Raw genomic sequence first — 20,902 nt, forward strand, 5'->3', positions numbered from 1 at the left:
TGACACGCTGAGCCAACTTATCGCGTCTGGTATGATCCCGTCGTGGTCATACAAAGTGAACCAAGGCGCTGTGTACACACAGGTGTTTGGCCAGCATGAAGCGCGCGATTGCCACAACGATGAGTACTTTTCGCCCAGCGTCCTTGACTGGTACCGCCACCATCGGGCGCAGTTCCCTGATCACAAGACCGTGCCGCCTCTGACCGACCAGCTGTGTGGTCAGTTTGTGGCGACGTTCGTAAAGGCGGCACAAGCAAGCGAGACGTTTCGGTGGGCCTTTGCCGAGGCGATGAGTGAGCCCGGCGCCTTGCAAGCGATGGCAACCACCACTTGGCATCACCACCGACAAGGTACGTATGGCGTATGCGTGCGCCAACCGTCGAGTGTGGCCGCTATTATCGAAAAACAAGTCGCCGTGGCGGCGCTAACACGCATCACAAACCATGGTCAGAAAAGCCGCTACACCGAGCAAGAATGTGGTGAGTGGCGTCAATGGGCCGAGGTGTACGATAGGGTGGCCATGCCTTTTTCTCCCGTCGACTATGCGCAGTCCAGTCGAAAACGCCTGATCGATGACGTGCTGGACAGTTTACCGCCTGACTAAAGGGCAAGGAGGCTCGCAAGATGACGAGATCGGTTTTCTGAATCGCAAATAAGGGCATAACGGGCTTAACGTCTTGCTAAGGCTTCAAGGCACCAACGAAACGGCGAGTTCAAACGCCCTGATGACAACGCTGCAGTGTCCAGAAAAAAACGCGTGGTCATGCTATTTCCGATGGTAGCCTTCGGCAGGAACGGGCTCGGTGAGGCAAGGTGTGATGGCGACGAGATTTCTATTAGGGCGAGATGACGGCGACGGCCATCTAAGGCTATGGTCATGACATCGGGCTCATGCGGGTTTTATGGGACGCTGGGCGTGATACCACGTAGGTAAGGACATCACACCAAAGGACGATGCGTTGACGATACTGATAGTTTGCCTGATCGGAGCGGCGTTGCTGCCCTATCTCGCCAAAATTCCTGTGGCGATCGCCATGCACCAAGCAGGGGGCTACGATAACCACCATCCCCGTGAACAACAGGCTCGGCTTAAAGGGTGGGGCGCAAGGGCCATGGCGGCTCATCAAAATGCGTTCGAATCCCTGTTGATCTTTGCCATCGCTATCCTGCTCGCTGTTAGTACATCGACCGTTCACGACACGGTTCAACTGTTGGCGATGACGCACATCGGGTTTCGAGTGGTGTACCATATCCTGTATTTGCTCAATATCGGAGTGTGGCGCTCCGTGGCTTGGGCGATCGCCATCGGATGTTCATTTGCCATTATGGGGTTATGTCTGGACTACTAACCTTCGGCGTTTCGACGTCATGGCATGAGATAAGAGGGCGCCCACACGGTACCTGTCAGTGGCCACTGGGTCAATGAATCACGATCAGCACACGACATCAATGCGAAGAGGAGTGTATGGAACATATTATCAGTCAGGCGATTGAGCTTCGTCAAAGTGAGAAATATCGGGAATCAAGAGCGTTGCTTGGCACCTTGTTAAGCGATGAGTCTTACGCCGCTAAAGCGCACCTGCAGATCGCCTGGGCCTACGACAATGAAGGCAAAGAGCAAGACGCCATTACGCATTACCTGGCGTCGCTGTCCGGATCACTGTCCAGTCGTGAGCGACTGGACGCCTTGTTTGGTTTGGCCAGTACCTACCGAAGCCTAGGTGAGTACGACCAGGCCTTGACGTATTTTGAACAAACGCTGACGGAATACCCCGATGCGATAGAGGTACAGCCGTTTTATGCGATGTGTCTGTACAATGTGGGCCGCCCTAAAGAAGCCATTGCACTGTTATTGGAGTTGCTCGTCACGACCACCAATAGTGATGCCATTGCGGCTTATCAGCGCGCGATTCTGCTGTACAGCGAAGACTTGGACAGAACGTGGTGACAGCGAGTGCAGGCAACCGCCAATGGTGCAAAATCAGTAAACCTGGTGAATCAGAATAAGGAAGATTGACCTGATCAGAGAGGGGGCGCGTATACAGTAAAAAACTACTGAGGACGCGACCGATGCTTTCGCTTTTTAAACGTAATCCAATGAAAAAACTCAAGAAACGCCATTCAATATTGCTCGAACAAGCGATGCAAGCGCAGCGGCGAGGTGACATCCGTACCTACTCTCGTCTGACCGAAGAGGCGGAAGCGCTGTATGGTGAGATCCAAGCCTTGCGTTCAGAGCGCTAACCCTTCAAATGCCCTGCCCATCAGGGTTTAACGCGCGAGTCAGCTCGCCATCCCACGGCGTCAATGTCAACCAGAGACGCACCGCGGCTTTTGCTTAACATTCCCTGGCTTGAGGGGCATAATTAGTCGCGGTGAATGACATGGAGCGCGCGATCGTGCAAACCCTCTTAATGATACTGGCTTTACTGACAAGCGTGTGGAGCGGCGCTCTTCTGGCGAACCCGCAGGTGAGTGAGGAAGTCACGACCTCATACCAACCCAAAGGCGCTGCCTGCGTGATTCGGGATGAGGGTGGGCGCATCGTGTTGGTTCAAGACTATTTAACGCGAAAGCTCTCTTTACCTGGGGGCTACATTGGCGATCACGAAGCGTTTCACGTCGCGGCGAAGCGCGAAACATGGGAAGAAACAGGCATTGATGTCGATGTTGGCCCACAGCTTGCGATCAACGCCTATCGAGTGGTGTTTGCCTGCCAAGCCAAGGTTCCCGTCGGCGTCATGGTGCCAGCCTGGGCAAACGCGTTTGACGCGCCCATTATTCCAGCCTTCAACGCTCCGCATTTCGGCAAAGAGATCCGCCAAGTCTACCTGACCGCACTCGCCCCTTCGGTGAAGACGGCGTATCGTTATCCTGACGACTGGGAGGCGCTGAAAGTCTGGGGGCGTGACAGCTCAGCCAGCCCGTTCTATCACCGTGATCTTCGACAGGAGCACGCGGATACGCGCCAGTCCTCTGAGCTGGCGATGATGACGGCGTTTCAATCGTGGGTGACGTCGCATTCACCGATGACAGGATTGTTGGCGTTTGGTAACGGATTGGGAGAGGGCGCGTTAGCCGTGGGAGTCTTGATCGTTTGTTTGCTGCTGTTTCCGCTGCGCATTGGGTTGACACTAGCGTTTGTGCTGCTGGCGACGGCGTACTCGGTGAATTTACTCAAGATGGCGTGGGCGATCCCAAGGCCTTTTTATCTGCTGCCGGCCCTACAGCAGGCCGCCGCCAGTGGTTTTAGCTTCCCCAGTGGGCACACCACACAAGCCGCTGCCCTTGTGGGAACGCTGCTCGGATGGCTGGTCAGTCGGGGTCAAACCCGATCGCCGCTCGTCATCACCGCGGCGTTGCTGGGCTGGCTGGTCCTGTCTGCTTTGGCGGGCGCGGCGCGAGTCTGGCTCGGCGTGCATTATCCCACCGATGTTCTGGCGGGGATGGGGCTTGGCGGTTTGATTGCGCTGGTGGCGATGAGCCTTTATCACTGTCGGTATGCCAACCAAAAGCGCGCCATTGAATCCAAGCGGTTATGGGCGCTGCTGCTCGTACTGTGTTTGTATGGCACGCTGCAATTGCTCCAGCCGCTCTACCTCTTCGCGTGGTTCGCCTGCCTCGGGCTCGTCATCGCGCTATGCTTGGGTGAACCATCCCATGAGGTGAAGGGTCTGAATCCTTGGCGGCAGGTGCTGATCGCCGTCGCAGGATTAGTTGTGGTGGCCATGGCCGCTAAGATGTTGGTGACCCCTGCGACCACCAGTGTGGTGATCCTGACGACGTATTCGGTCGCGATCCTCGTGGGGATGCTTTGGATGGTCGTCGGAGCGCCGAAACTGAGTCGAAAAGCAAGAATCGTATATAAACGCGTGGAGTGTGCGTTGAGGCGCTAATTAGACGCGATTCAATGAAGGCATGATGCCAAGGCGGAGTCTCTGGTTGAAACGATTTACGATCCGCGATGGTTCCCGTCATTGGTGAACGATGATGACACTTATCGAGCAATGAAAATGGGCTGAGTTTTACCTCAATGGTGATCAGAAAGCGCCCCATGTGCTCTTACTGAGCTTGCGTTGCAACCTAGTCAAAACCGACCATTGAAGGGCGAAGCTATACGCTCTCTTTGTTCTGATACGCCATGGCTTCTTGTTTTAACCATTGGGTAAAAACCGCGATACGTGAGCGTCGGATCGACTTGGCATGATAAAGGGCTGAGTACTCCAACGCTTGCGGCAGGCTGATATCAAAGGGTTTGACCAATAACCCCCGTTCAATGAAATCACCGGCTAGACTGTCCGTTCCTGGGCACACACCGTGGCCAGCGATCACCGCATTTAACCCCATGTCATAGGTTTCCACTTCCATCCATTGGAAGACATCGCTATTCAACGGTACGTTGGCTTTTTCGAACCATTTCTCCCAAGAAAAACGGTGATTACGAATGCCACGAATAAGCCAGCAGCGAGTCAACTGGGCGGGGTCTGTCAATGTCATGCTTTTCACCAGTTCGGGTGAGCACACTGGAAACACGGGTTCATTGAACAAGAACTCAGAGATCACCGCTTCATCACGGCGCTCTACGTCGATTTCCCCGATCACCACATCGACTTCATCCAGCAACGCAGCCTGAGGGTCAACATGAGAGCGAATGCGGATCAGCGTTTGCGGATAGTCCTTGGAAAACTTCCACAGTCTAGGCATAAGCCAGCGTGACGCAAACGAGGGCGTTGTTATAACGGACAGCACCCCTTCAACGGGTTCATTTTGGGTCGAATTCAACCCCTCAACAATCAGTCCAAAGGCCTGAGACACTTTTTCGTGCAGTCGCTTACCTTCGGTCGTCAGCACCATGTCCCGGCCTTTACGGGTAAACAATTTGCAATCGAGCTCGCTTTCCAATTGCCTGAGTTTCTGACTGACAGCGGCTTGCGTGACAAACAGCTCTTGTCCTGCTTTGCTGTAACTGCCCAGTCGTGCAGCCGCTTCAAAATAGCGCAGACAATTAAGGTGTTGAAGTCTTCTATCCATAAGTCCAACTAATAGTACGTGTAATAAAACGTCGTTCGTATGGTCCTAACTCGTTCTCCATAATACCTCAAAATCTCACTGGAAAGCTTTTGCTGTCTTCGATTTTGACATCTAGCATGACCATGCTTGGATTCACAGATCCAGAAGAACGTATAAGCCACAATTATTATAGGATAACAGGATGCCATCACCTAACTCCAGCCTATTTCAGTCATCCCACTTGAAGCACATTCCGTTTATCGTTTGGAGTGTTTTGATTGGAACACTCATTGTCCGCATCAGTTATTACATGGCGTGGCCGTTTTTGGTGGTGACTTTATACCGAGACTACGGTGCGAGCGCGACGGAGGTGGGAAGCATGCTCGCGATGTCTGCGCTGGTTGGCGTGCTGGCGGGATTTTACACGGGCCATTGGTCGGACATTATTGGCCGTCAGCGCATCATTATTACAGGGTGCCTCGTCTCCTCTCTTGCCTATTTTGGTTTGTCTGAGTCTGAGCAGCTCCTGCACTTTTACCTTCTAATCGTCGCTTGTGGACTGATGCGCCCCATGATTGAAGAACCCAGCAAGGCGTTGATCAGCGATCGTATTGATGCGCCGCTTCCACGAGAGTTGGCGATGAATCTGCGTTATTTCGCCATCAATGTGGGCGGCGCTGTTGGACCACTGCTGGGCGTGACGCTGGCGGTCTCTCACCCTGAAGCTCTGTTTCAAATCACCTCGGTCACCTATTTGAGTTATGCCCTCGCGCTGCTGATCGCGTTTCGTTATTCTGGAGATCAACCCAGTCACCGCCTGGCTGTTCATCCTGGATTATTTGCTGTATTGCAGACTGCCAAACGCGACGGCCGTTTCATGAAACTGCTGCTCGCTAACTTGCTAATGATGTTTGTTTATGCGCATTACAGTTCCACTCTGCCTCAGGTCATCGCACGATCCGCCAGCACTGATAAAGAAATGATCATTGCCGGTATGGTCTTGATTAACACGTTGACCGTGATCATCTTTCAATTTCCCTTGTTGAAGTGGCTGCAACGCTACTCTTTGACCCTCAGGGCTAAACTGGGTGTGTTTTTGATGGGGTTGTCTCAGTTGGTGTTTGCTGCCAGCAGCATCGACACGGTCTACATCTGGTTTGGAGGCTGCTTTTTATTAAGTTTGGGTGAGGTGATCGCGTTTCCGACCATCAATGTTCAGATCGACCGGCTCGCCCCTGATCATCTTCGCGGAGCATACTTTGGCCTTGCCTCGTTACACACGCTGGGGTTTGTTTTCGCGCCGTTGGTCGGTGGTTTGATCCTCGATGTCACCGATGCAATGTGGTTGTTCTCGCTTTGCATGATGTTGTGCCTGATCACCCTCTTTGTGTACAGCCATTATGAAAAACACCTGCCGAACGAGTCCATGTGTGCATCAAGTCAGTGAGTCTTAATAACGCTAAACGTTTAATGGTACTTTATTGACGGTGGACAAGTGGTGTAATGTAAAACGTAGCATAGGGTTTTCTCTGGGGATCTAAACCGAGTGAGTGGACAACTGCTGATCTCAACGCTAGTGATAGGCAATCTCCCCCCGTTCACGAAGTCAGTACCGGCCTGAGGTGAGGCAATCCAAGATCTAGGAGCGAGTACTGCAGTACTGCAGCGCTCGCAAAGCACCCTGATTGAAAGGGACTGGCACGGCTAGCTTACAGGCGCGCCAAAGAGACGGGCAAATTTCTCGAACTCGGTGATCACATTGTTTTCCATCCAGACAAAGTACTCACATTGCCAACGCTGTGTTCGCTTGGCCGACTCAGAAAACACTTGAGACTTCTCCTCACCCCGACTCGAAGTCCAGGGAGGGAAGACTCGCACGGCCATTTTCCCTTTTGCTTTCTCTGATCTGACCACCCCTTTCTTTAGCAGCACCGATAAGGGAAAGATAAACATCCCTTGTTTGGAGGTTTGGGGATCATGGACCTCCACAAACAGATAATCCAAATCCGGCTTCTCAAAAGGCCTCGTCTTTTTCGAGTCGGGACCTTCCCCAGCAGAGCGCTTCCAGATCGTGAGGAAATGCCCCGGCCTATCGGGCGTAACGTGGCCCTTTCGATACAGGATTTGTTGGCCATCAATGGAGAACGCGAGCGCGTCATACTGACGATTCTGAGGGTAAGGGTCTAACACGATGGGGTGGGTTAACGTGTAGCCATTCGCCAAGATGTTGTGACGCAAAAACCAATCCAACGCCTGGACATACGAATTCTGTGACAAAAGTATTTTCCCTTGAAACACACCCGTGGCGCACATTCATGATCAAAGGCGTGCCGGGCAAAGTGAATGGTAGAGCGCCCGCGAAAAGCGAGAGTGGGGCGATCAGTTTGGTGACGTGACGGTCAACGCATTGACCTCACCTCCTTTTGCGTGTCTATGACACGGAGAGATCGCGCGATCGCTTGCGTTTATCTCGTGACCAATAATGCGCGAGTATTGAACCTGACAAGTTATGCCAGATAGAAAAGAGCGCCGCAGGCAGTGCCGAGATGGGGGAGAAAAATTTGAGCGCCAATGCCGTGGCCAATCCAGAATTTTGTAAGCCAACCTCGATGGCAATCGTCTTACAGGTCACATAGTCAAACTTGAGCGCTCTGCAAACCCAGTAACCCAAAACAAGCCCCATGGCATTGTGCAAGATGACCGCCAGCGCGACCCCCAATCCGACGATGGCAATCTTATCATGGTTAAGGGCGACGATAATGGCGATGGCCATGACAATCGAGAGCATTGAGACAAGTGGCAACACAGGGGCTATTGCCGTCACTGGACGACGAAAGAAGTGGTTGAGGGCGATCCCAATGGTGATCGGGATAATGACGATTTTCACCAGATTGAGTACCATTGGTCCAACGGGGACGTCGACGTTCACGCCCAGAAGGGCATCGACTAAAAACGGGGTCATCACCACGCCTATCAAGGTGGAAAAAGCGGTCATGGTGATGGATAAGGCGACATTGCCCTTAGCCAGATAACAGATCACATTTGAGGCGGTGCCTCCCGCGACACTGCCTACCAACACCATACCAATGGTGAGCGCCATATCCATATCAAAGACGTGAGCAACAAACAGAGCACTCAGTGGCATGACGGAGAACTGAAGAATGAGCCCGGCCGTGACCGCCTTCACACTGGATGTGACACGTTTAAAATCATCGAGTGTTAGCGTTAAGCCCATGGACAACATGATGAGCATCAACAAAGGGACGATTTGGGGTTTGAGTGGTGTAAATATCGCAGGTTGCAGGTAAGCGACAACGGAACCCAATACCACCCAGAGTGGAAACGCATTGATTATAACTCTAAGCATAAGTTGTTTATTCTGTTTTATTTTCGTCTCTCAATAGTACACGATTGCGTGTGCCAAATAAGCGCTAATTGGCATATTGATATCGGATGATTCACAATTGAATGATAGTCTTGGCGTGTTTTATCGTGCGAAATGAATCATGGTCCGTTCAACAACGCGAGCCTCTACCCCAATACCAAAATGGGGCGAAACTGGAGCGCCCCCTGCGTGTGAAACTAACGATGGCTGCTAGTGTGAAGTTCGAGGTGTCTGTCTCTTACAGCTTTAGAATGAGCTTGCCAATGGTGTCGCCACTCTCGAGATCTTGATGAGCCTTGATGCCCTCTTCGAGTGAGTAAACCTTGTGAATCGGTATATCCACCTTACCGTCTATGATCAAACGCTCTACGGATTTTATCGCGGAAATATTTTCTGCTTGGCTGTGGATGCCTCCGTTAAACAGTTCGAGCTTGATCGACTTCATAAAGGCGTTTTGTAACGCTGTTTCTATATCGGGGGCGTGATCGCTTTCAGCGAACCCATACCAAATCAAATGCCCATTTTTGGCGAGAAGGTTGATATCTCTTGCAATAGAGTGGCCGCCTGTGGCATTGAAAATCGCGTCTAAACCATCGGGATAGGCGTTTTTAATCACCTCTTGTACATCGTCCTGCTTATAGTTTATCACCTGAGCTACGCCCAATGACCGCACATACTCTTCCTTTCTCGCAGATCCCACTAACGCAATAACGTCATGGTTTTGAGCGCTCAGCAGTTGAACAAGAACGCTGCCCACACTGCCTGCCGCGGCATGGACGAGGACGCGGCAGGAAGTGTTGGACAAACGCTGCGTCAAGAGCATGGCCGTTCGCGCTGACATCCCAATACTACTGGCTGTCAAAGGAGGCAGGGCGACTGGGGCCGCAATTTCCCACTCCAATGAACTGGTCGTATCGACAACCACGTATTCAGCGTACGATTGACTGGCTGAAAAGGCGACGAGTTGCCCCTGCTCATAGCCACTGACATTGGACCCTATCTCCTCAATGATGCCTGAGCCTTCCATTCCTAACGTAAAAGGCGGCGTGGGCAACGCAGGGAAGGCGCCCTTGCGAATGTACGTATCGGCTAAGTTAACGCCGCTATATATCACTTTGATTAACAACTGATTATTACTGATCCGTGGTTTTTCAATGTGGTTGACGGCGAGCACGTCCGGATTTCCAAATTTGGTGACTTGTAGCGTCTTCACTGTCTTTCTCCTTTGTCATGTTTTGGCTGCGAGCTGAGCGCGTTCTTAGGTCCCACCAACGGCAGCGCTTTGATCCTATTCCCGTCATGTTCAGGGTCTGTGGTGATGGTATTGAATCGAGTGACTGAAAGAAATTAGCGACTAAAAGGTAACTAGGTTCGCTATGGTAACTGGTTACCTTAAAGTGCCTGCTCAGTTGATGTACTGATGAGATGAAAGGAAGAGTGAACAAGGCAAACAAACCACCTGAGGGCTATTGCAGTATGGATCGATGTTCAACTTTCGGCTCTAAATTGTACATCGATTGTGTGCGCTAACTAAGCCATAATTCACCCTCTAGTATGCTGGGCTTCTTGCTTGATACCCGTGTAGCAAATTGGCTCATTGTCGAAAAGGCTGAAAGTTAACCACCAACAACACGGCGATGGTATCGGATCATTGTGACAGGGAGACAGAGATGTTGATTACGCTTGATATTCGTTCATCGTCTCAACTAAGTTATCCAATGAAAATCCACGATATTCAATGTCATACCCCTTTAGATTTAACTTTTTCAAAAGGTGATGAGATTTCTCTATTAATTTGGCCTCACTGTAACGTTTCTGTTGCCTCTTTACTTCGGCAATGAGTATTGTCTTATCTAAGTCATTGATCGCCACTATGTCGATCTCATTGTGGCCTTTGGCATCCCAGTATCCACCAATCTTTCCGAATTGCTTGGATTCAACCAAGATAGCTTTGAATAGGTTCTCCAATTCCAGACCGGAGTAAACGGTGAAATCTCGTTCAATATATCTTCGTATGTATTCGTAGTTCTCCATCTCAACAGCACTTTTGTTGGCATGGATGAATCGAAACCAGAAGTTTAGAAAGGGATCGGAAATGGCGTATCGAATATCTCGCGAGTTCTCTTTTGAGCTGATCGGACGCAGTTTGGTAATCACATCAAACACTTCATCCAGCTTTTCCAGATGAACGCCAACGCTCATATCTAAGAAGTTTTCAATTCGCGCACGGCTGGTGTTGCCTTTTGATATCGCACCGAGAATATCGAAGAAAATGCGATGTTCTGAACCAAAATCTTCAACGAGTCGATGCGTTCCTTCTTTTATGAGTGGTGAAAATTCAGAGATGACCGCCTCAAAGAGATCATCGCTCTTGGCAGAGAAGCGGGTTAACCACTCAAGGTATTTGGGTATCCCGCCAGATAGACACCACCATCGAAGCATGTTGTCAGCATCAAATTGATCGTGATCTTTCATGACCTCGGCAAGATAAGAAGGTTGCAAAGGCTGAATGTGAAAGAATCGGTCATCGCGATTGAACAGAGGCTCATCTTTGCCTTTGAAAATCTTTGTCATCATGCTGTAGAGAGAGCCACAGCACACGAGGTGCATCATCGAGTCTCGCTTGTTTGCATCCCATAAATTTTGAATGTCGGAAAAGAGAGCAGGGTTGACGATGTCGATGTCTTGAAACTCGTCTAGAATGATTGTCATCGGTTTTTGCTTGGTATAATCCAACAAGAACTCCATGATATCTCGCGTTGTTTGGGGCTGGAAGAACTGAACAACGAGCTCATTATGGATGATTTCTTTGAATTCAGCCACTAAGGCGCTTTCACTCTTTCGACTAATGAAAAGGCAAAGGAATGGGGTATTGCCTTGGGGAAAAGCTTCGTTGAAAAGACGGGTTTTACCGACGCGTATTCTGCCAACCATCACGCTAAGTTGGCCTTTTGTATCGACTATCTGCTCCGAAACAGTTTGTAGAGCGTTTAGCTCTCTCTGACGATCGTACAATTTTTTCATGGCTCTCTACTTTGGCGTTCACGCATGAGCAATAAAATAGGGTGTGAAGGTGTTACTGTAAAAATAATTACAGTCATTAATTTTACAGTAACAAACATGCTTTCAAGTACTAAGGTTATTGATTTTACGAGCTATTAATCTAGAATGCTGATCCCACTCATGTCAGCAATCTGCCCGCTCTTAAAGGCTCAACGCGTCTCCCTACTCAACGACTAGGGAATGTTCCTTCCCAATGTGTTTCGTGCTGGGACAGCTCGAAGTCGCTTTGGTGTGTACACCAGTGCCCGTTTATTACTGTATGTAGTGAACGCTGTCATCATTCATTCTTTCTTTGCCAAGCACTATCGTACACGTGTTGGCTAATAAATCACTGGCTTTCAGCTTACTATCGATGGCTCGATTGAGTGGCGCAAGCGACATAAGGTCGCTTTAAAGCTTAAGCTGATTCTATTTCTCCAGATGTTACCAAGCTTGGATGGCCTTTTTATTTAGTGGCATTGTTCTAACAATAACGTTCTCATGTTGACTTCCTCTTTGGGGGCAATGGTCAACATAAAGTGTGGCGATCAATCAGAGCATTTGGTCAATGAAGGTTAATAAGAAACGAATCAGTGTTCCTAGCGCTGAAATTGCTAGTGGGGACGCACAAGTAAACACTGAGTTTGGGTAAGGGGATTGTCCCCCTGTTTGGGAAGAGACCGCAATAGGAGTTTGTTCATCAACGGGCCTGAGGTCAGTTTGCGTTTATGAACCTTTCCGCGCTAGCAAACAGACGATCACAGTGTTTTTTCTGTTTAGTATACTCAGGAGTCCCTTCGGCCATAGAATCAAGCACTTCTTTAGCTTTGTGGTATTCAGCCACCATAAGAGCAAATTTCTCTTCAAAGCTACTTTTGCGAATTTTCTTATTCGATTTCTTTGCAGGCTTTCTCGTTTTCATTTTATAGCTCCCATAGCTTTTTCTGTTCTCTTTCTAAAAGAAGATTCTCGATCTTTTTTCTTATCTCATGGGTGGTTTCTTTTCGGTCGCTGAGTTTATTGCTCTCGACAATTTTTGCTTTCAACTTACGACTCGCTGTTTTTTTCAATAGCTGATTTCCTTGTCTTACAAGAGATAAAAGTGGCCCAAGACCCTATCTTTTGAATCTCGTATTTCCCCAGTATTTTCAGACTCACAAAACGAAAAATTTAAGTTTACGCAGTGAGTATTGTTTCTGGGAAGGATATGACGTTTCAAAACATCGCTGTTTAGCTGGTTGATGGTCGCTGACCAAGAGGTATTGCTGTGATAAAGATAATATTTGATTTGGTACAATTAGCTTTTGCTCTCAAGGTGCTTTTTCTCACGCAAAACATAGCACCAATATTTTTTTGGGGTGGTTCTTTGAATCATTTCACTCCTTAATAAGTACTCCAATGGAGAGATCTCACCGTAACTAGGAAGTCAGCAAGATCTCACCAAAATGCTTACAGTACAGTAACGTCAGCTGCTTGTGGGCCTTTGCCACCTTGCTCTACGTTAAAGGCAACTTTTTGGCCTTCTGCTAGTGTTTTGAAACCATCACTAGCAATTGATCTGAAATGAACAAATACATCAGCAGTGCCATTATCTGGTGCGATAAATCCAAAGCCTTTAGTTTCGTTAAACCATTTTACTGAGCCAGTTGTTTTATTTGACATGTATTTCTCGATAGATTGAATAAAAAAGAAAGCTACTAAATAAGAAATGAAGAAAAAGGTATCGCAGGATAGAAATGACGAATCAAATCGAAAGAGAACTGAGAAGATCTTGAACTAAATAAGTTATCAATAGCCCACTGTTTGAGCTGTGGCGCCACTATACACGGTATGAAATAAATAGATATATATTTATTGGATTATTTTTATTTTCAATATAAATCATATAGTTAAGATTGAGTTGTTCTCTGCGCCTACTTGGGTTTCCAATAAATACTTGTTTTTAATGAGTCGAGATGTAAGTCACCGCTATAAGTAAACAGCTCAGTGCATAGTAACTCTTTCCCCTCCATTTTGGAGAAACATCCTTTCACGAACTTCATATGACAGAGCTTACTCAGATAACCTTAGCGGAGGTCAACCCTCAAATGGCCTACGAAGAAGCGGCGATTGTGTATTCACAGAGTCTTATAGTTTTCCACCATCCCCTTATTAATCTCTTTGATGAGATTTGGTGATAAGCCCAGGTGTTTGGCCTCATGGCTGAACGAGCGTGTTGCGTCGAATATTTCCTCAGCCATCACCATGATCGCTTTCTTTGATGACAACCCAGATTGAGCCGCTAACTGGTCTAGTACGTGCTTAGGCGTTCGACCATTCCCACCAAAAGCCGTCATGTGTTCTTTGTAAGGGCTAGGGCTGTAAACAATGTCGTAGAAAGGCGACAGCGTCCAGTTATCGGCATCACTGGCTAGAAAACTGAAATTCTTACTGTGGTCATCTTGGTTAATCGTTAGATAATTAAACAGGCCGCGCTTTATGAGCTTCTGAGACTCTGTGATACTGCACATGATGCGCGTCGCTTTCACTAAAAAGGCTCTCGAAACGGGGCATCTAACAACCCGCACGCAGCAATCATATGGAGCCGACCGCCCTGCTTGGTGCAATCAAATCGTTCCTGCTCTAGCCAAAATCGTCCATGACCCGCATCAATTAAATTGAAGTCAGGCACCGCTATACCGACATGACGCGCCATCTGCATATAGCAATATTCGACTAAGGACTCAGAGTGCTTCAAGTCAAACTTTTCAGATGTCAGCTTTACGATAAGCTTGGTTCCTAGTGCGTTATCTGATGTTGAATATTGCCCATTCGATAAACGTGTCACGTTCATTTTGGGTCTGGCACCACCCGATCCACCTGTCTTCATCAAGTGCTCAAGCAAAGCAGACTCGGTGCCTTCAAACTCTTCAATCGCTGCTCGACCAAGGGTAATGATATCGACCGACTCCTTGGTCTCATCAAGGAAATCTAATTCAGGCTCGTAGCTCAAGGCGCCCATGCCTCGGTCACCCAGGTAAGCCAATCGCTCCAGGGCGGTCACTTCCTTTGGGTGATGATCGTTTTGTCTAAATACACGATCCATCAGATAAAGGCCCCAACCATCAGGGAGACTGTCTGCAAACACCCCATGGATACCGTAATGCGGACTTTTAGGCGCCACTTGCAAGCTGGTATCTGGCTTTAAATTAAACGGAGCCAAGGAGGTCGAGTGAGCGTCTAAATACGCCTCATCAAATTGAAAGAAGCTTTGCTGACTATTTTCAGCGAGCTTGCCGACTAGGACCTTTTCACCAGTGCTCAGTGTTCAGGGGGGATTTAAGCATGTCGAAGCACATCCTCGATGGATTTAAATTCAGGCTCAGACGGCTTTGTCAGGGCTTTCATTTTTTTCAAGTCACAGACGGTCTCATAAAGCGTGAGAAACTGGCGCAATGAGATGTTGCCCGTAGACTCAAATTTTCTGATCGTCGCGTAAGGCACACCAGAGAGTTCGGCCATTTTCTGAACACTGAGTTTGTCTTTTTTCCGAGCGGACTTGATGAACTCTTTGAGTTCCAGCTGCAAATCATAAGCGGTATAAAGAGATAACATACATGCTTCCCAAATTGCTACTATTGTAACAAATACGGGTGCAGTTGATTATAGTTTCTTTGGCACCAATGACAAAAATCATCACTCTGGCATGTTATAATTGATATTATGGTGACAGAAAATCGATTACCTTGGCTTTATTTGTCATCATAGTGGCAAAATAAAAGAAAAAGCTGGCATTCTTCAGGTCAATCTACGAGCCGTGTGGCATTAGAGTTAGATATGAGAAAAGGCAGGCTATCCATCTTCTGCTCCAACAACGCGGCTTAGGGTAAGGCATGATTGTAATTTCTTTCGAATACATTGGGGCAAAAGTGCGTTTTAGCCGTGAGGAAAACGTTGTATTGATGGCTCAATCACAGGCTACCAACGGAGGCTTGCGACAGAAGTCTGTTTCAGAAAACACCGGAATCAAGATGGACCTTTGCGATAGCATAAGCGTGAAGAGGTGATATGAAGATTAATTTAAATAAAAGTATCTTTATTTAAATTAGTCTGTATAGTGGCCCTTGCTCTGACAAAGAGTTGTTTCAAGATAAAATATAAAGAAAGTTTTCCAGCGTCATACCTAGCAAGTTTCTCTCTGTACTCTCCTTAATGCTCTATCCTAAAAATAATACCTATGTTCAGTGCACCTTAATTTTATAAAGGGGCATAATATGTCTAATCAAGTAATTGGTACAGTAAAGTGGTTCAACGAAACTAAAGGTTTCGGTTTTATTTCTCAAGCAAATGGCGATGATTTGTTTGTGCATTTCAGAAGCATTTTAGGCGATGGCTTTAAGAAGCTTGTTGAAGGCGATAAGGTCTCTTTTACCGTAGGTAAAGGTCCTAAAGGCCTTCAAGCAGAAAATGTAACGACTATTTAGTCTTACAATTGAATTTACACTGCCTTGTCAGACGTGTGGCGAGGCAGTTGCTCTGACAAAGAGTTGTTATCAAGATAAAATATAAAGATAGTTTTCCAGCGTCATACCTAGCAAGTTTCTCTCTGTACTCTCCTTAATTCCCTATCCTAAAAATAATACTTATGTTCAGTGCACCTTAGTTATAATTTTATAAAGGGGCATAATATGTCTAATCAAATAGTTAATACAGAGAATAGAATTAATAAACACAAATCTATTCAAAATAAAGAAAATTCAATAAATAAAAAAACAAAGATGAATAGCTTCCTCCAAAGGATTGCTAATGGTCAGATTGGTGTTGTTTTGGAGGAATTTCTTTGAGATATCACGGTAGAAAGAAGATCTGGTTTAAGTTGAGAAAGTGTGAATCAAACACTAAAAAATCTTATCAACCTGAATAAGTTGTGTGTAAAGGGTTGCCAATTGGCAATCCTATTTTTCGTCACTGCGTCATGGCTTATTCACCGCGGTAAACAAAGCGGCATAATGATCCCTAATTTTATGCTCGCCATACACGGGAGCGATAGAATCCTTACCCATCACCGTTAAGAAAAACTCCGCAGGGCCTCCCCATTTTTCAGGTAGATGGTTCATTAAACGTAAAATGACACGCCTCAGACAATCGGGCAGCCGGACAATACGCACGTTTTTACACTGCGCTTCAAAAGCCAACTGTGCAATCTCAGTCGTGGTGAGTATTTCAGGTCCCCCTACGTCGAGTTCTTTTTGATTCGACGGGATAGCTTCAAGGCAAAATGTCGCGAGATCTTCACCGTGAATGGGGTTTAATTTCATTGCTGACGCGCCAAACTGATAAACACGGCCTTTGGTGGCCATGTGATAGATGGCTTCCAAATCTGAAAAGAAGCCATTGGGTCGAATCACGCAGGGTTGTAACTGTTCTGAGTCGAGCAGGCGGGAAGCAAATCTTTCTTTGGCTCTCAGCAGGCGAACATTGAAATAGGTCGGCGCATTGAACGCTGAAATATAAATAAATTTCTCGACGCCTGATTTTTCTGCTTCAAGTAAGATATTCAGGTTGGCTTGGTAATCGATATCCATGTACTTCAAGCCATCTTGCTGACGAGTGATCCCCAAGCAAGAGATCACCACATCGATCCCATCGCAAACCCCCTCAAGCTGTTGAGGGTCGGTCACTTGCGCCTCAAAAATCTGAGAGTCATGGACACCGTTCGCGAGTAACTTTTGTTTGTTGCGCGCCAGCGCAACAAAGCCCTGACCGCGCCTCTGTAATTGCTTCACGATGTGCAGACCTAAATAGCCTGTGGCTCCCACAACTAAAACCCTATTCGGTCTTGTCATCATACTTTCCTTATCTTTATGACGAATGACTCTGTGAGTGTTAGGCGGTACGGCTCTTCTCTGACGCCGTGAGAGAGCACGAGCTTAATCATGAAAATGGGCGTCAACCACTCAAGACCCGCAGGAGAGGGGATAATCTGAGCAACAATGATCGATAGCATGACGATCAACAACGCGACAGGGCGCTGCAGGTATAAAGGGGATGACAATGGAGACAATCATCATGCTATACCAAAAGAAAGCATAGGACCATACGATGTCAAAACACAGCGGCACCAAAAATAATTGAAAATGGGTTGCCGGGAAGAGCAATTTGCTTCCGACCAGTCTCCCAAGCCAATTCACATCTAAGTTGTGATTAGATAAAGGTACCGCTTCATAGAGCCGAGTGAGCTTGTGAGAACGCCACCAATCACATCTAAGGTCAAAATGGCGGTTACCATGATTTGTAATCCACTCCAATTCAACTCTTTCTGCTTTCGTTGCGCTTTCAGTGATTTAATCGCCATAGTGAAATAGGATTGAAGTATCAGGCGGCAGTTACAACGCCATTTCGATGCGTTCACCACCAGGTAGAGTCGCTTGAATCGTAGTGTGATGCCCTCCACACGCAGCAATATAGCGCTCGACCGTTTCCACCTTCAAGTTTAGCCCGTTCGACTCCATGCTTGAAATAGTCGGTTGGGTGAGCCCCATGATCTTCGCGACATCACTTTGCGTTAGCCCTAGACTTTCACGAAGTTGAGCCAGTTGCATTCCAAGAAGCATGTCTTTTGCTCTGTGCTTCGCCTTAGCAAGCGCTTCTGGTGACATAAGCGCATCTAATTCTGCTAAAGTGCCAGTTTTGCTCGTCATGTTACTCTCCTTTCAAATGGTCGCTGTATTCCTTGTCTGCGATCTTGCTCTGTTCTTTATAAAACCGCTTCTGATTTGATTTATCCCCTCCACAGAGAAGGATGCCCGTTCGATTCGGGTCAAAGGCAAAGAATATCCTTATTGGATTCCCCTGACTTTGAACAACTAATTCTTTCATATTCGGATGTGCAGATCCGTTTATCTTGCCAACACGAGGCCGTCGTAAAGTGGGTCCGTATTCCCTTAGGACGTCGATACAGGCGCGAACCTCTATTTGGTCCGTTTCATCTAATCCAGAAAACCATTCTTTGAAGATTTATGGCGAACGCTATTGGGTCGAATGTCGTTGCTCTGTCTGAATTTATTGGTAGTGAGGTGGACGCGATGTTGTTTACCGACCACATTTTGAAGCCTATGTCGTATAGTAATAGGTTGCTTACGCAGAATGAATGAGCAAAGATACGTATCTAAAAATTATTGATTTTCTTAATCAAAATTGAATCGTCCTTCGTCCGTTATCCCATCTTCTCGGTTTGCCATGAAGTCATCATTAGCCTCTTCTTGGTTGCCAAATGAAAGCCAATCGGGCCGAACTGGACGTAAAGTAATCACATCTCCCTCTTTGTGTATTTCGAGCTCGTTAACTCCGTCAAACTCAAAGTCCTTTGGCAAGCGTATCGTTTGATTCTTACCATTTCTAAAAATAGAAACTGTTCTCATAACACCCTCTCTGTTAGGAATATGTTTGTATTGGTCGCTCCAAGTTTATGAATGAGGATCGCGGCGAAATGTCGGCCATGAACCGGTTTACTGACGTTCGATAACCGTTCAAGTGTCGATTGTGCTCTAAATTAGTTAATCACTCCTCATACCACAACGGTTTTAGCGAATAATCATCCAAATATGTCGGTCTGAAAAGAATTGGAGTACAACCACAACTTACGCCGCTGGGAGGCCGACGCGCTCCATTCCTTTAGATGGCTCGCTAGAACGGTCACGTTTTCTACTTTGGAGCGATGAGTAAGTGCTCGCTAAGCGCTTCCCATACACAGGTGACTGCGCGGCTACGCCCTTTCTTGCCTAAACACACCAAATGGATCGGCTGTTTATCCGGGTGCGTGTAGTCGGTTAAAACAGGGGCTAACTCGTTTGAACGTAGTTCTTGGTCGATGAAGGCAGGGTCGACCATGATGATCCCTTGTCCTAAGGTGGCAAGTTGCACGAGGCCTCTCGCGTCGTCACTGATCATCGCCGGGGTGACGTTGATCGCATTGACGCCACCATTGGGATGCACAAAGACCCAATTATCCAGCGTCACCGCCTTATTTTTAAACACCAGACAGCGATGGTGAAGCAGCGACTCCGGCGACTCCGGTGCGCCATTTTGAGCCAGATACGCTGGACTGGCATACCAACCAAAGGTTTTTTCACCAATCTGTCGCGCCAGCAGCGAGGAGTCCGGTAAATGGCCAATACGAATGGCAATATCAACGTGGTTATCGATGAGATCAACGACTTCGTCTGTGAGATTGAAGTCAAAGCAAATATCGGGATAGGTATCGCTAAGCGCATGAATGTGCGGGATCAAGAGTCGATGGGCCATCAGCGTTGAGCAGCCAATGCGGACTTTGCCCTGTGGCCGTGCATGAACTTGTTCGCTGAGCGTTTCCGTATGGTGCAGTACCTGTTGAAGCGGCTCGGTGCTTTTGAGCAGTTCATGGCCACTTTGTGTTAACGATAGCTTTCGCGTGCTGCGTTCAAGCAAGCGAAGGTTCAGCGTTTGCTCAAGCTTCGCAATGCGTTTGCTGACCGATGAGCGTGGCAGTCCGACTTTGTCCGCCGCCCCTTGAAAACTGCCACTCAACGCGACCAGATGAAAGAGGTATAAGTTTTCTAACTGTTTATGAAAGGCCACAGATTGTTTCTCTTTGGGAACATATAAAGTTCATTTTTGGTATCTAATTAGATTTAATACGAATTGGTATTCTGAAGCAACCAAATAAATGGAGGGTAAGGAATACCATGTCTTTTCAAACGATTTTAATCACAGGCGCAACCTCAGGTATTGGTTTTGAAGCGGCAAAACAGTACGTCAAACAAGGTTGGCGCGTGGTGTTTACCGGCCGTGATCAAGAGAGAATTGCCAGCGCCACCGCGAGGCTACGCGATGACGCCCATTCGCCGGATCAGATACTTGGCCTATTGTGTGACAATGCGAACGCCCAGCATTACCCAACACTTGTGTCTGACATTCGCCACAACGTCGGCACACTCGACGCGGTGATTTTGAATGCGGGAGTATTTCACCCCGGGCACTTTAGCGAAACCACACAGAGTGAGCTGATGACAACGATGTCGGTGAATTTCACCGGCCCAGCGATGCTTCTTCAAGCCTTACTGCCTGTCCTCAATGATCCCTGCAGCGTGGTCTATGTTTCAAGTATTGTCGTCGAGCGAGCCTTTCCAACCGCGTCGAGCTACAGCGCCAGTAAAGCGGCCTTCGAAGCGTACGCGAACGTTTTGAATCTGGAACTGGCTCCCCAAGGCGTCCGGATCAACTACCTCAGACCGGGCGTGACGGCCACCGAGATCCAAAGTAAGGCAGGCATGAGCGAACATCAAATTGACGAGCTTAACGCAAGCTTAGCGAATTTGCCTTTAGGCCGAATGCTAGAGCCGACGGAAATGCTGTCGAGTCTTGAATTTCTCACCAGCTCAAGTTCACTCGCGCTGCGAGGGGCCCACATCACCGTTGACGGCGGTTATTGTTTGTAAATGGTGTGGT

Annotated in this window: 24 protein-coding genes and 1 pseudogene; 9 read left to right on the plus strand and 16 right to left on the minus strand. The window is 47.8% G+C overall.

Annotated features, from left to right (window positions below; genetic code table 11):
* The first annotated feature begins 31 nt into the window (after positions 1-31).
* From VIC_RS06135 to VIC_RS06150, 5 genes are all read left to right on the plus strand, one after another.
* Positions 32-604, plus strand: coding sequence for a DUF6058 family natural product biosynthesis protein (locus tag VIC_RS06135; protein WP_236612165.1), 573 nt, complete (start codon positions 32-34; stop codon positions 602-604).
* A 355-nt stretch (positions 605-959) separates the two neighbouring features.
* Positions 960-1,349: an MAPEG family protein gene (locus VIC_RS06140; protein WP_019278060.1), complete on the plus strand. Its 390-nt coding sequence runs from the start codon at positions 960-962 to the stop codon at positions 1,347-1,349.
* A gap of 116 nt (positions 1,350-1,465) precedes the next feature.
* Positions 1,466-1,948: a tetratricopeptide repeat protein gene (locus VIC_RS06145; RefSeq protein WP_006958516.1), complete on the plus strand. Its 483-nt coding sequence runs from the start codon at positions 1,466-1,468 to the stop codon at positions 1,946-1,948.
* Between the two features lie 122 nt (positions 1,949-2,070).
* Positions 2,071-2,244: a DUF6435 family protein gene (locus tag VIC_RS26680; RefSeq protein ID WP_006958517.1), complete on the plus strand. Its 174-nt coding sequence runs from the start codon at positions 2,071-2,073 to the stop codon at positions 2,242-2,244.
* 140 nt (positions 2,245-2,384) lie between these two features.
* On the plus strand, positions 2,385-3,896 hold the full coding sequence (locus tag VIC_RS06150) for a bifunctional NUDIX hydrolase/phosphatase PAP2 family protein (protein WP_039951366.1): 1,512 nt from the start codon (positions 2,385-2,387) through the stop codon (positions 3,894-3,896).
* 217 nt (positions 3,897-4,113) lie between these two features.
* Here VIC_RS06150 and VIC_RS06155 read toward each other — a convergent pair whose 3' ends face one another.
* A complete protein-coding gene (locus tag VIC_RS06155) occupies positions 4,114-5,031 on the minus strand; it encodes a LysR substrate-binding domain-containing protein (protein ID WP_006958519.1) in 918 nt (305 codons plus the stop codon).
* A 181-nt stretch (positions 5,032-5,212) separates the two neighbouring features.
* On the opposite strand from VIC_RS06155, the gene VIC_RS06160 reads away from it, so the two are divergent.
* Complete coding sequence (locus VIC_RS06160; RefSeq protein ID WP_006958520.1) at positions 5,213-6,457, plus strand: MDR family MFS transporter; 1,245 nt, start codon at positions 5,213-5,215, stop codon at positions 6,455-6,457.
* A 257-nt stretch (positions 6,458-6,714) separates the two neighbouring features.
* Here VIC_RS06160 and VIC_RS06165 read toward each other — a convergent pair whose 3' ends face one another.
* From VIC_RS06165 to VIC_RS06180, 4 genes are all read right to left on the minus strand, one after another.
* On the minus strand, positions 6,715-7,287 hold the full coding sequence (locus tag VIC_RS06165) for a MepB family protein (RefSeq protein WP_234425380.1): 573 nt from the start codon (positions 7,285-7,287) through the stop codon (positions 6,715-6,717).
* A 154-nt stretch (positions 7,288-7,441) separates the two neighbouring features.
* On the minus strand, positions 7,442-8,377 hold the full coding sequence (locus tag VIC_RS06170) for a bile acid:sodium symporter family protein (protein ID WP_006958523.1): 936 nt from the start codon (positions 8,375-8,377) through the stop codon (positions 7,442-7,444).
* A 256-nt stretch (positions 8,378-8,633) separates the two neighbouring features.
* Positions 8,634-9,608, minus strand: coding sequence for a quinone oxidoreductase family protein (locus VIC_RS06175; protein WP_006958524.1), 975 nt, complete (start codon positions 9,606-9,608; stop codon positions 8,634-8,636).
* 464 nt (positions 9,609-10,072) lie between these two features.
* A complete protein-coding gene (locus tag VIC_RS06180) occupies positions 10,073-11,419 on the minus strand; it encodes an ATP-binding protein (protein WP_006958525.1) in 1,347 nt (448 codons plus the stop codon).
* Positions 11,420-11,638: 219 nt separating this feature from the next.
* Between VIC_RS06180 and VIC_RS26685 the strand changes: the two genes are divergently transcribed.
* A complete protein-coding gene (locus VIC_RS26685; RefSeq protein WP_006958526.1) occupies positions 11,639-11,782 on the plus strand; it encodes a hypothetical protein in 144 nt (47 codons plus the stop codon).
* A 370-nt stretch (positions 11,783-12,152) separates the two neighbouring features.
* Here the strand turns inward: VIC_RS26685 and VIC_RS06185 are convergent, their stop codons facing one another.
* The 5 genes from VIC_RS06185 to VIC_RS06205 form a co-directional block, all read right to left on the minus strand.
* Positions 12,153-12,359 carry a hypothetical protein gene (locus VIC_RS06185; RefSeq protein WP_006958527.1) on the minus strand — a complete coding sequence of 69 codons (207 nt, stop codon included), beginning with the start codon at positions 12,357-12,359 and terminating at the stop codon, positions 12,153-12,155.
* Between the two features lie 527 nt (positions 12,360-12,886).
* Positions 12,887-13,099, minus strand: coding sequence for a transcription antiterminator/RNA stability regulator CspE (gene cspE, locus VIC_RS06190; protein ID WP_006958529.1), 213 nt, complete (start codon positions 13,097-13,099; stop codon positions 12,887-12,889).
* A gap of 455 nt (positions 13,100-13,554) precedes the next feature.
* Positions 13,555-13,965, minus strand: coding sequence for a HipA domain-containing protein (locus VIC_RS27110; RefSeq protein WP_269078189.1), 411 nt, complete (start codon positions 13,963-13,965; stop codon positions 13,555-13,557).
* A complete protein-coding gene (locus VIC_RS25995) occupies positions 13,965-14,741 on the minus strand; it encodes a type II toxin-antitoxin system HipA family toxin (RefSeq protein ID WP_269078193.1) in 777 nt (258 codons plus the stop codon). Before VIC_RS25995 ends, VIC_RS27110 begins: the two co-directional genes overlap by 1 nt.
* Before the next feature lie 14 nt (positions 14,742-14,755).
* Entirely contained in the window at positions 14,756-15,031 is a 276-nt protein-coding gene (locus tag VIC_RS06205; protein WP_006958530.1) for a helix-turn-helix domain-containing protein, read from the minus strand.
* A 659-nt stretch (positions 15,032-15,690) separates the two neighbouring features.
* Between VIC_RS06205 and VIC_RS06210 the strand changes: the two genes are divergently transcribed.
* Positions 15,691-15,900 carry a cold-shock protein gene (locus VIC_RS06210; protein ID WP_006958532.1) on the plus strand — a complete coding sequence of 70 codons (210 nt, stop codon included), beginning with the start codon at positions 15,691-15,693 and terminating at the stop codon, positions 15,898-15,900.
* Positions 15,901-16,389: 489 nt separating this feature from the next.
* Here the strand turns inward: VIC_RS06210 and VIC_RS06215 are convergent, their stop codons facing one another.
* From VIC_RS06215 to VIC_RS06235, 6 genes and pseudogenes are all read right to left on the minus strand, one after another.
* Positions 16,390-17,262: an SDR family oxidoreductase gene (locus VIC_RS06215; protein WP_006958533.1), complete on the minus strand. Its 873-nt coding sequence runs from the start codon at positions 17,260-17,262 to the stop codon at positions 16,390-16,392.
* Positions 17,262-17,795: pseudogene (locus VIC_RS26970) on the minus strand (hypothetical protein). Before VIC_RS26970 ends, VIC_RS06215 begins: the two are co-directional and overlap by 1 nt.
* 7 nt (positions 17,796-17,802) lie before the next feature.
* Positions 17,803-18,117, minus strand: coding sequence for a helix-turn-helix domain-containing protein (locus VIC_RS06220; protein WP_006958535.1), 315 nt, complete (start codon positions 18,115-18,117; stop codon positions 17,803-17,805).
* 1 nt (position 18,118) lies between these two features.
* On the minus strand, positions 18,119-18,433 hold the full coding sequence (locus VIC_RS06225) for a type II toxin-antitoxin system RelE/ParE family toxin (RefSeq protein ID WP_039951373.1): 315 nt from the start codon (positions 18,431-18,433) through the stop codon (positions 18,119-18,121).
* Between the two features lie 170 nt (positions 18,434-18,603).
* Positions 18,604-18,837 carry a type II toxin-antitoxin system VapB family antitoxin gene (vapB, locus tag VIC_RS06230; RefSeq protein ID WP_039951375.1) on the minus strand — a complete coding sequence of 78 codons (234 nt, stop codon included), beginning with the start codon at positions 18,835-18,837 and terminating at the stop codon, positions 18,604-18,606.
* A 283-nt stretch (positions 18,838-19,120) separates the two neighbouring features.
* Complete coding sequence (locus VIC_RS06235; RefSeq protein WP_006958537.1) at positions 19,121-20,032, minus strand: LysR family transcriptional regulator; 912 nt, start codon at positions 20,030-20,032, stop codon at positions 19,121-19,123.
* Positions 20,033-20,139: 107 nt separating this feature from the next.
* On the opposite strand from VIC_RS06235, the gene VIC_RS06240 reads away from it, so the two are divergent.
* Positions 20,140-20,892: an SDR family oxidoreductase gene (locus tag VIC_RS06240; RefSeq protein WP_006958538.1), complete on the plus strand. Its 753-nt coding sequence runs from the start codon at positions 20,140-20,142 to the stop codon at positions 20,890-20,892.
* Positions 20,893-20,902: the final 10 nt, after the last annotated feature.

The sequence above is a fragment of the Vibrio coralliilyticus ATCC BAA-450 genome (assembly GCF_000176135.1).
Classification (GTDB): Bacteria; Pseudomonadota; Gammaproteobacteria; order Enterobacterales; family Vibrionaceae; genus Vibrio; species Vibrio coralliilyticus.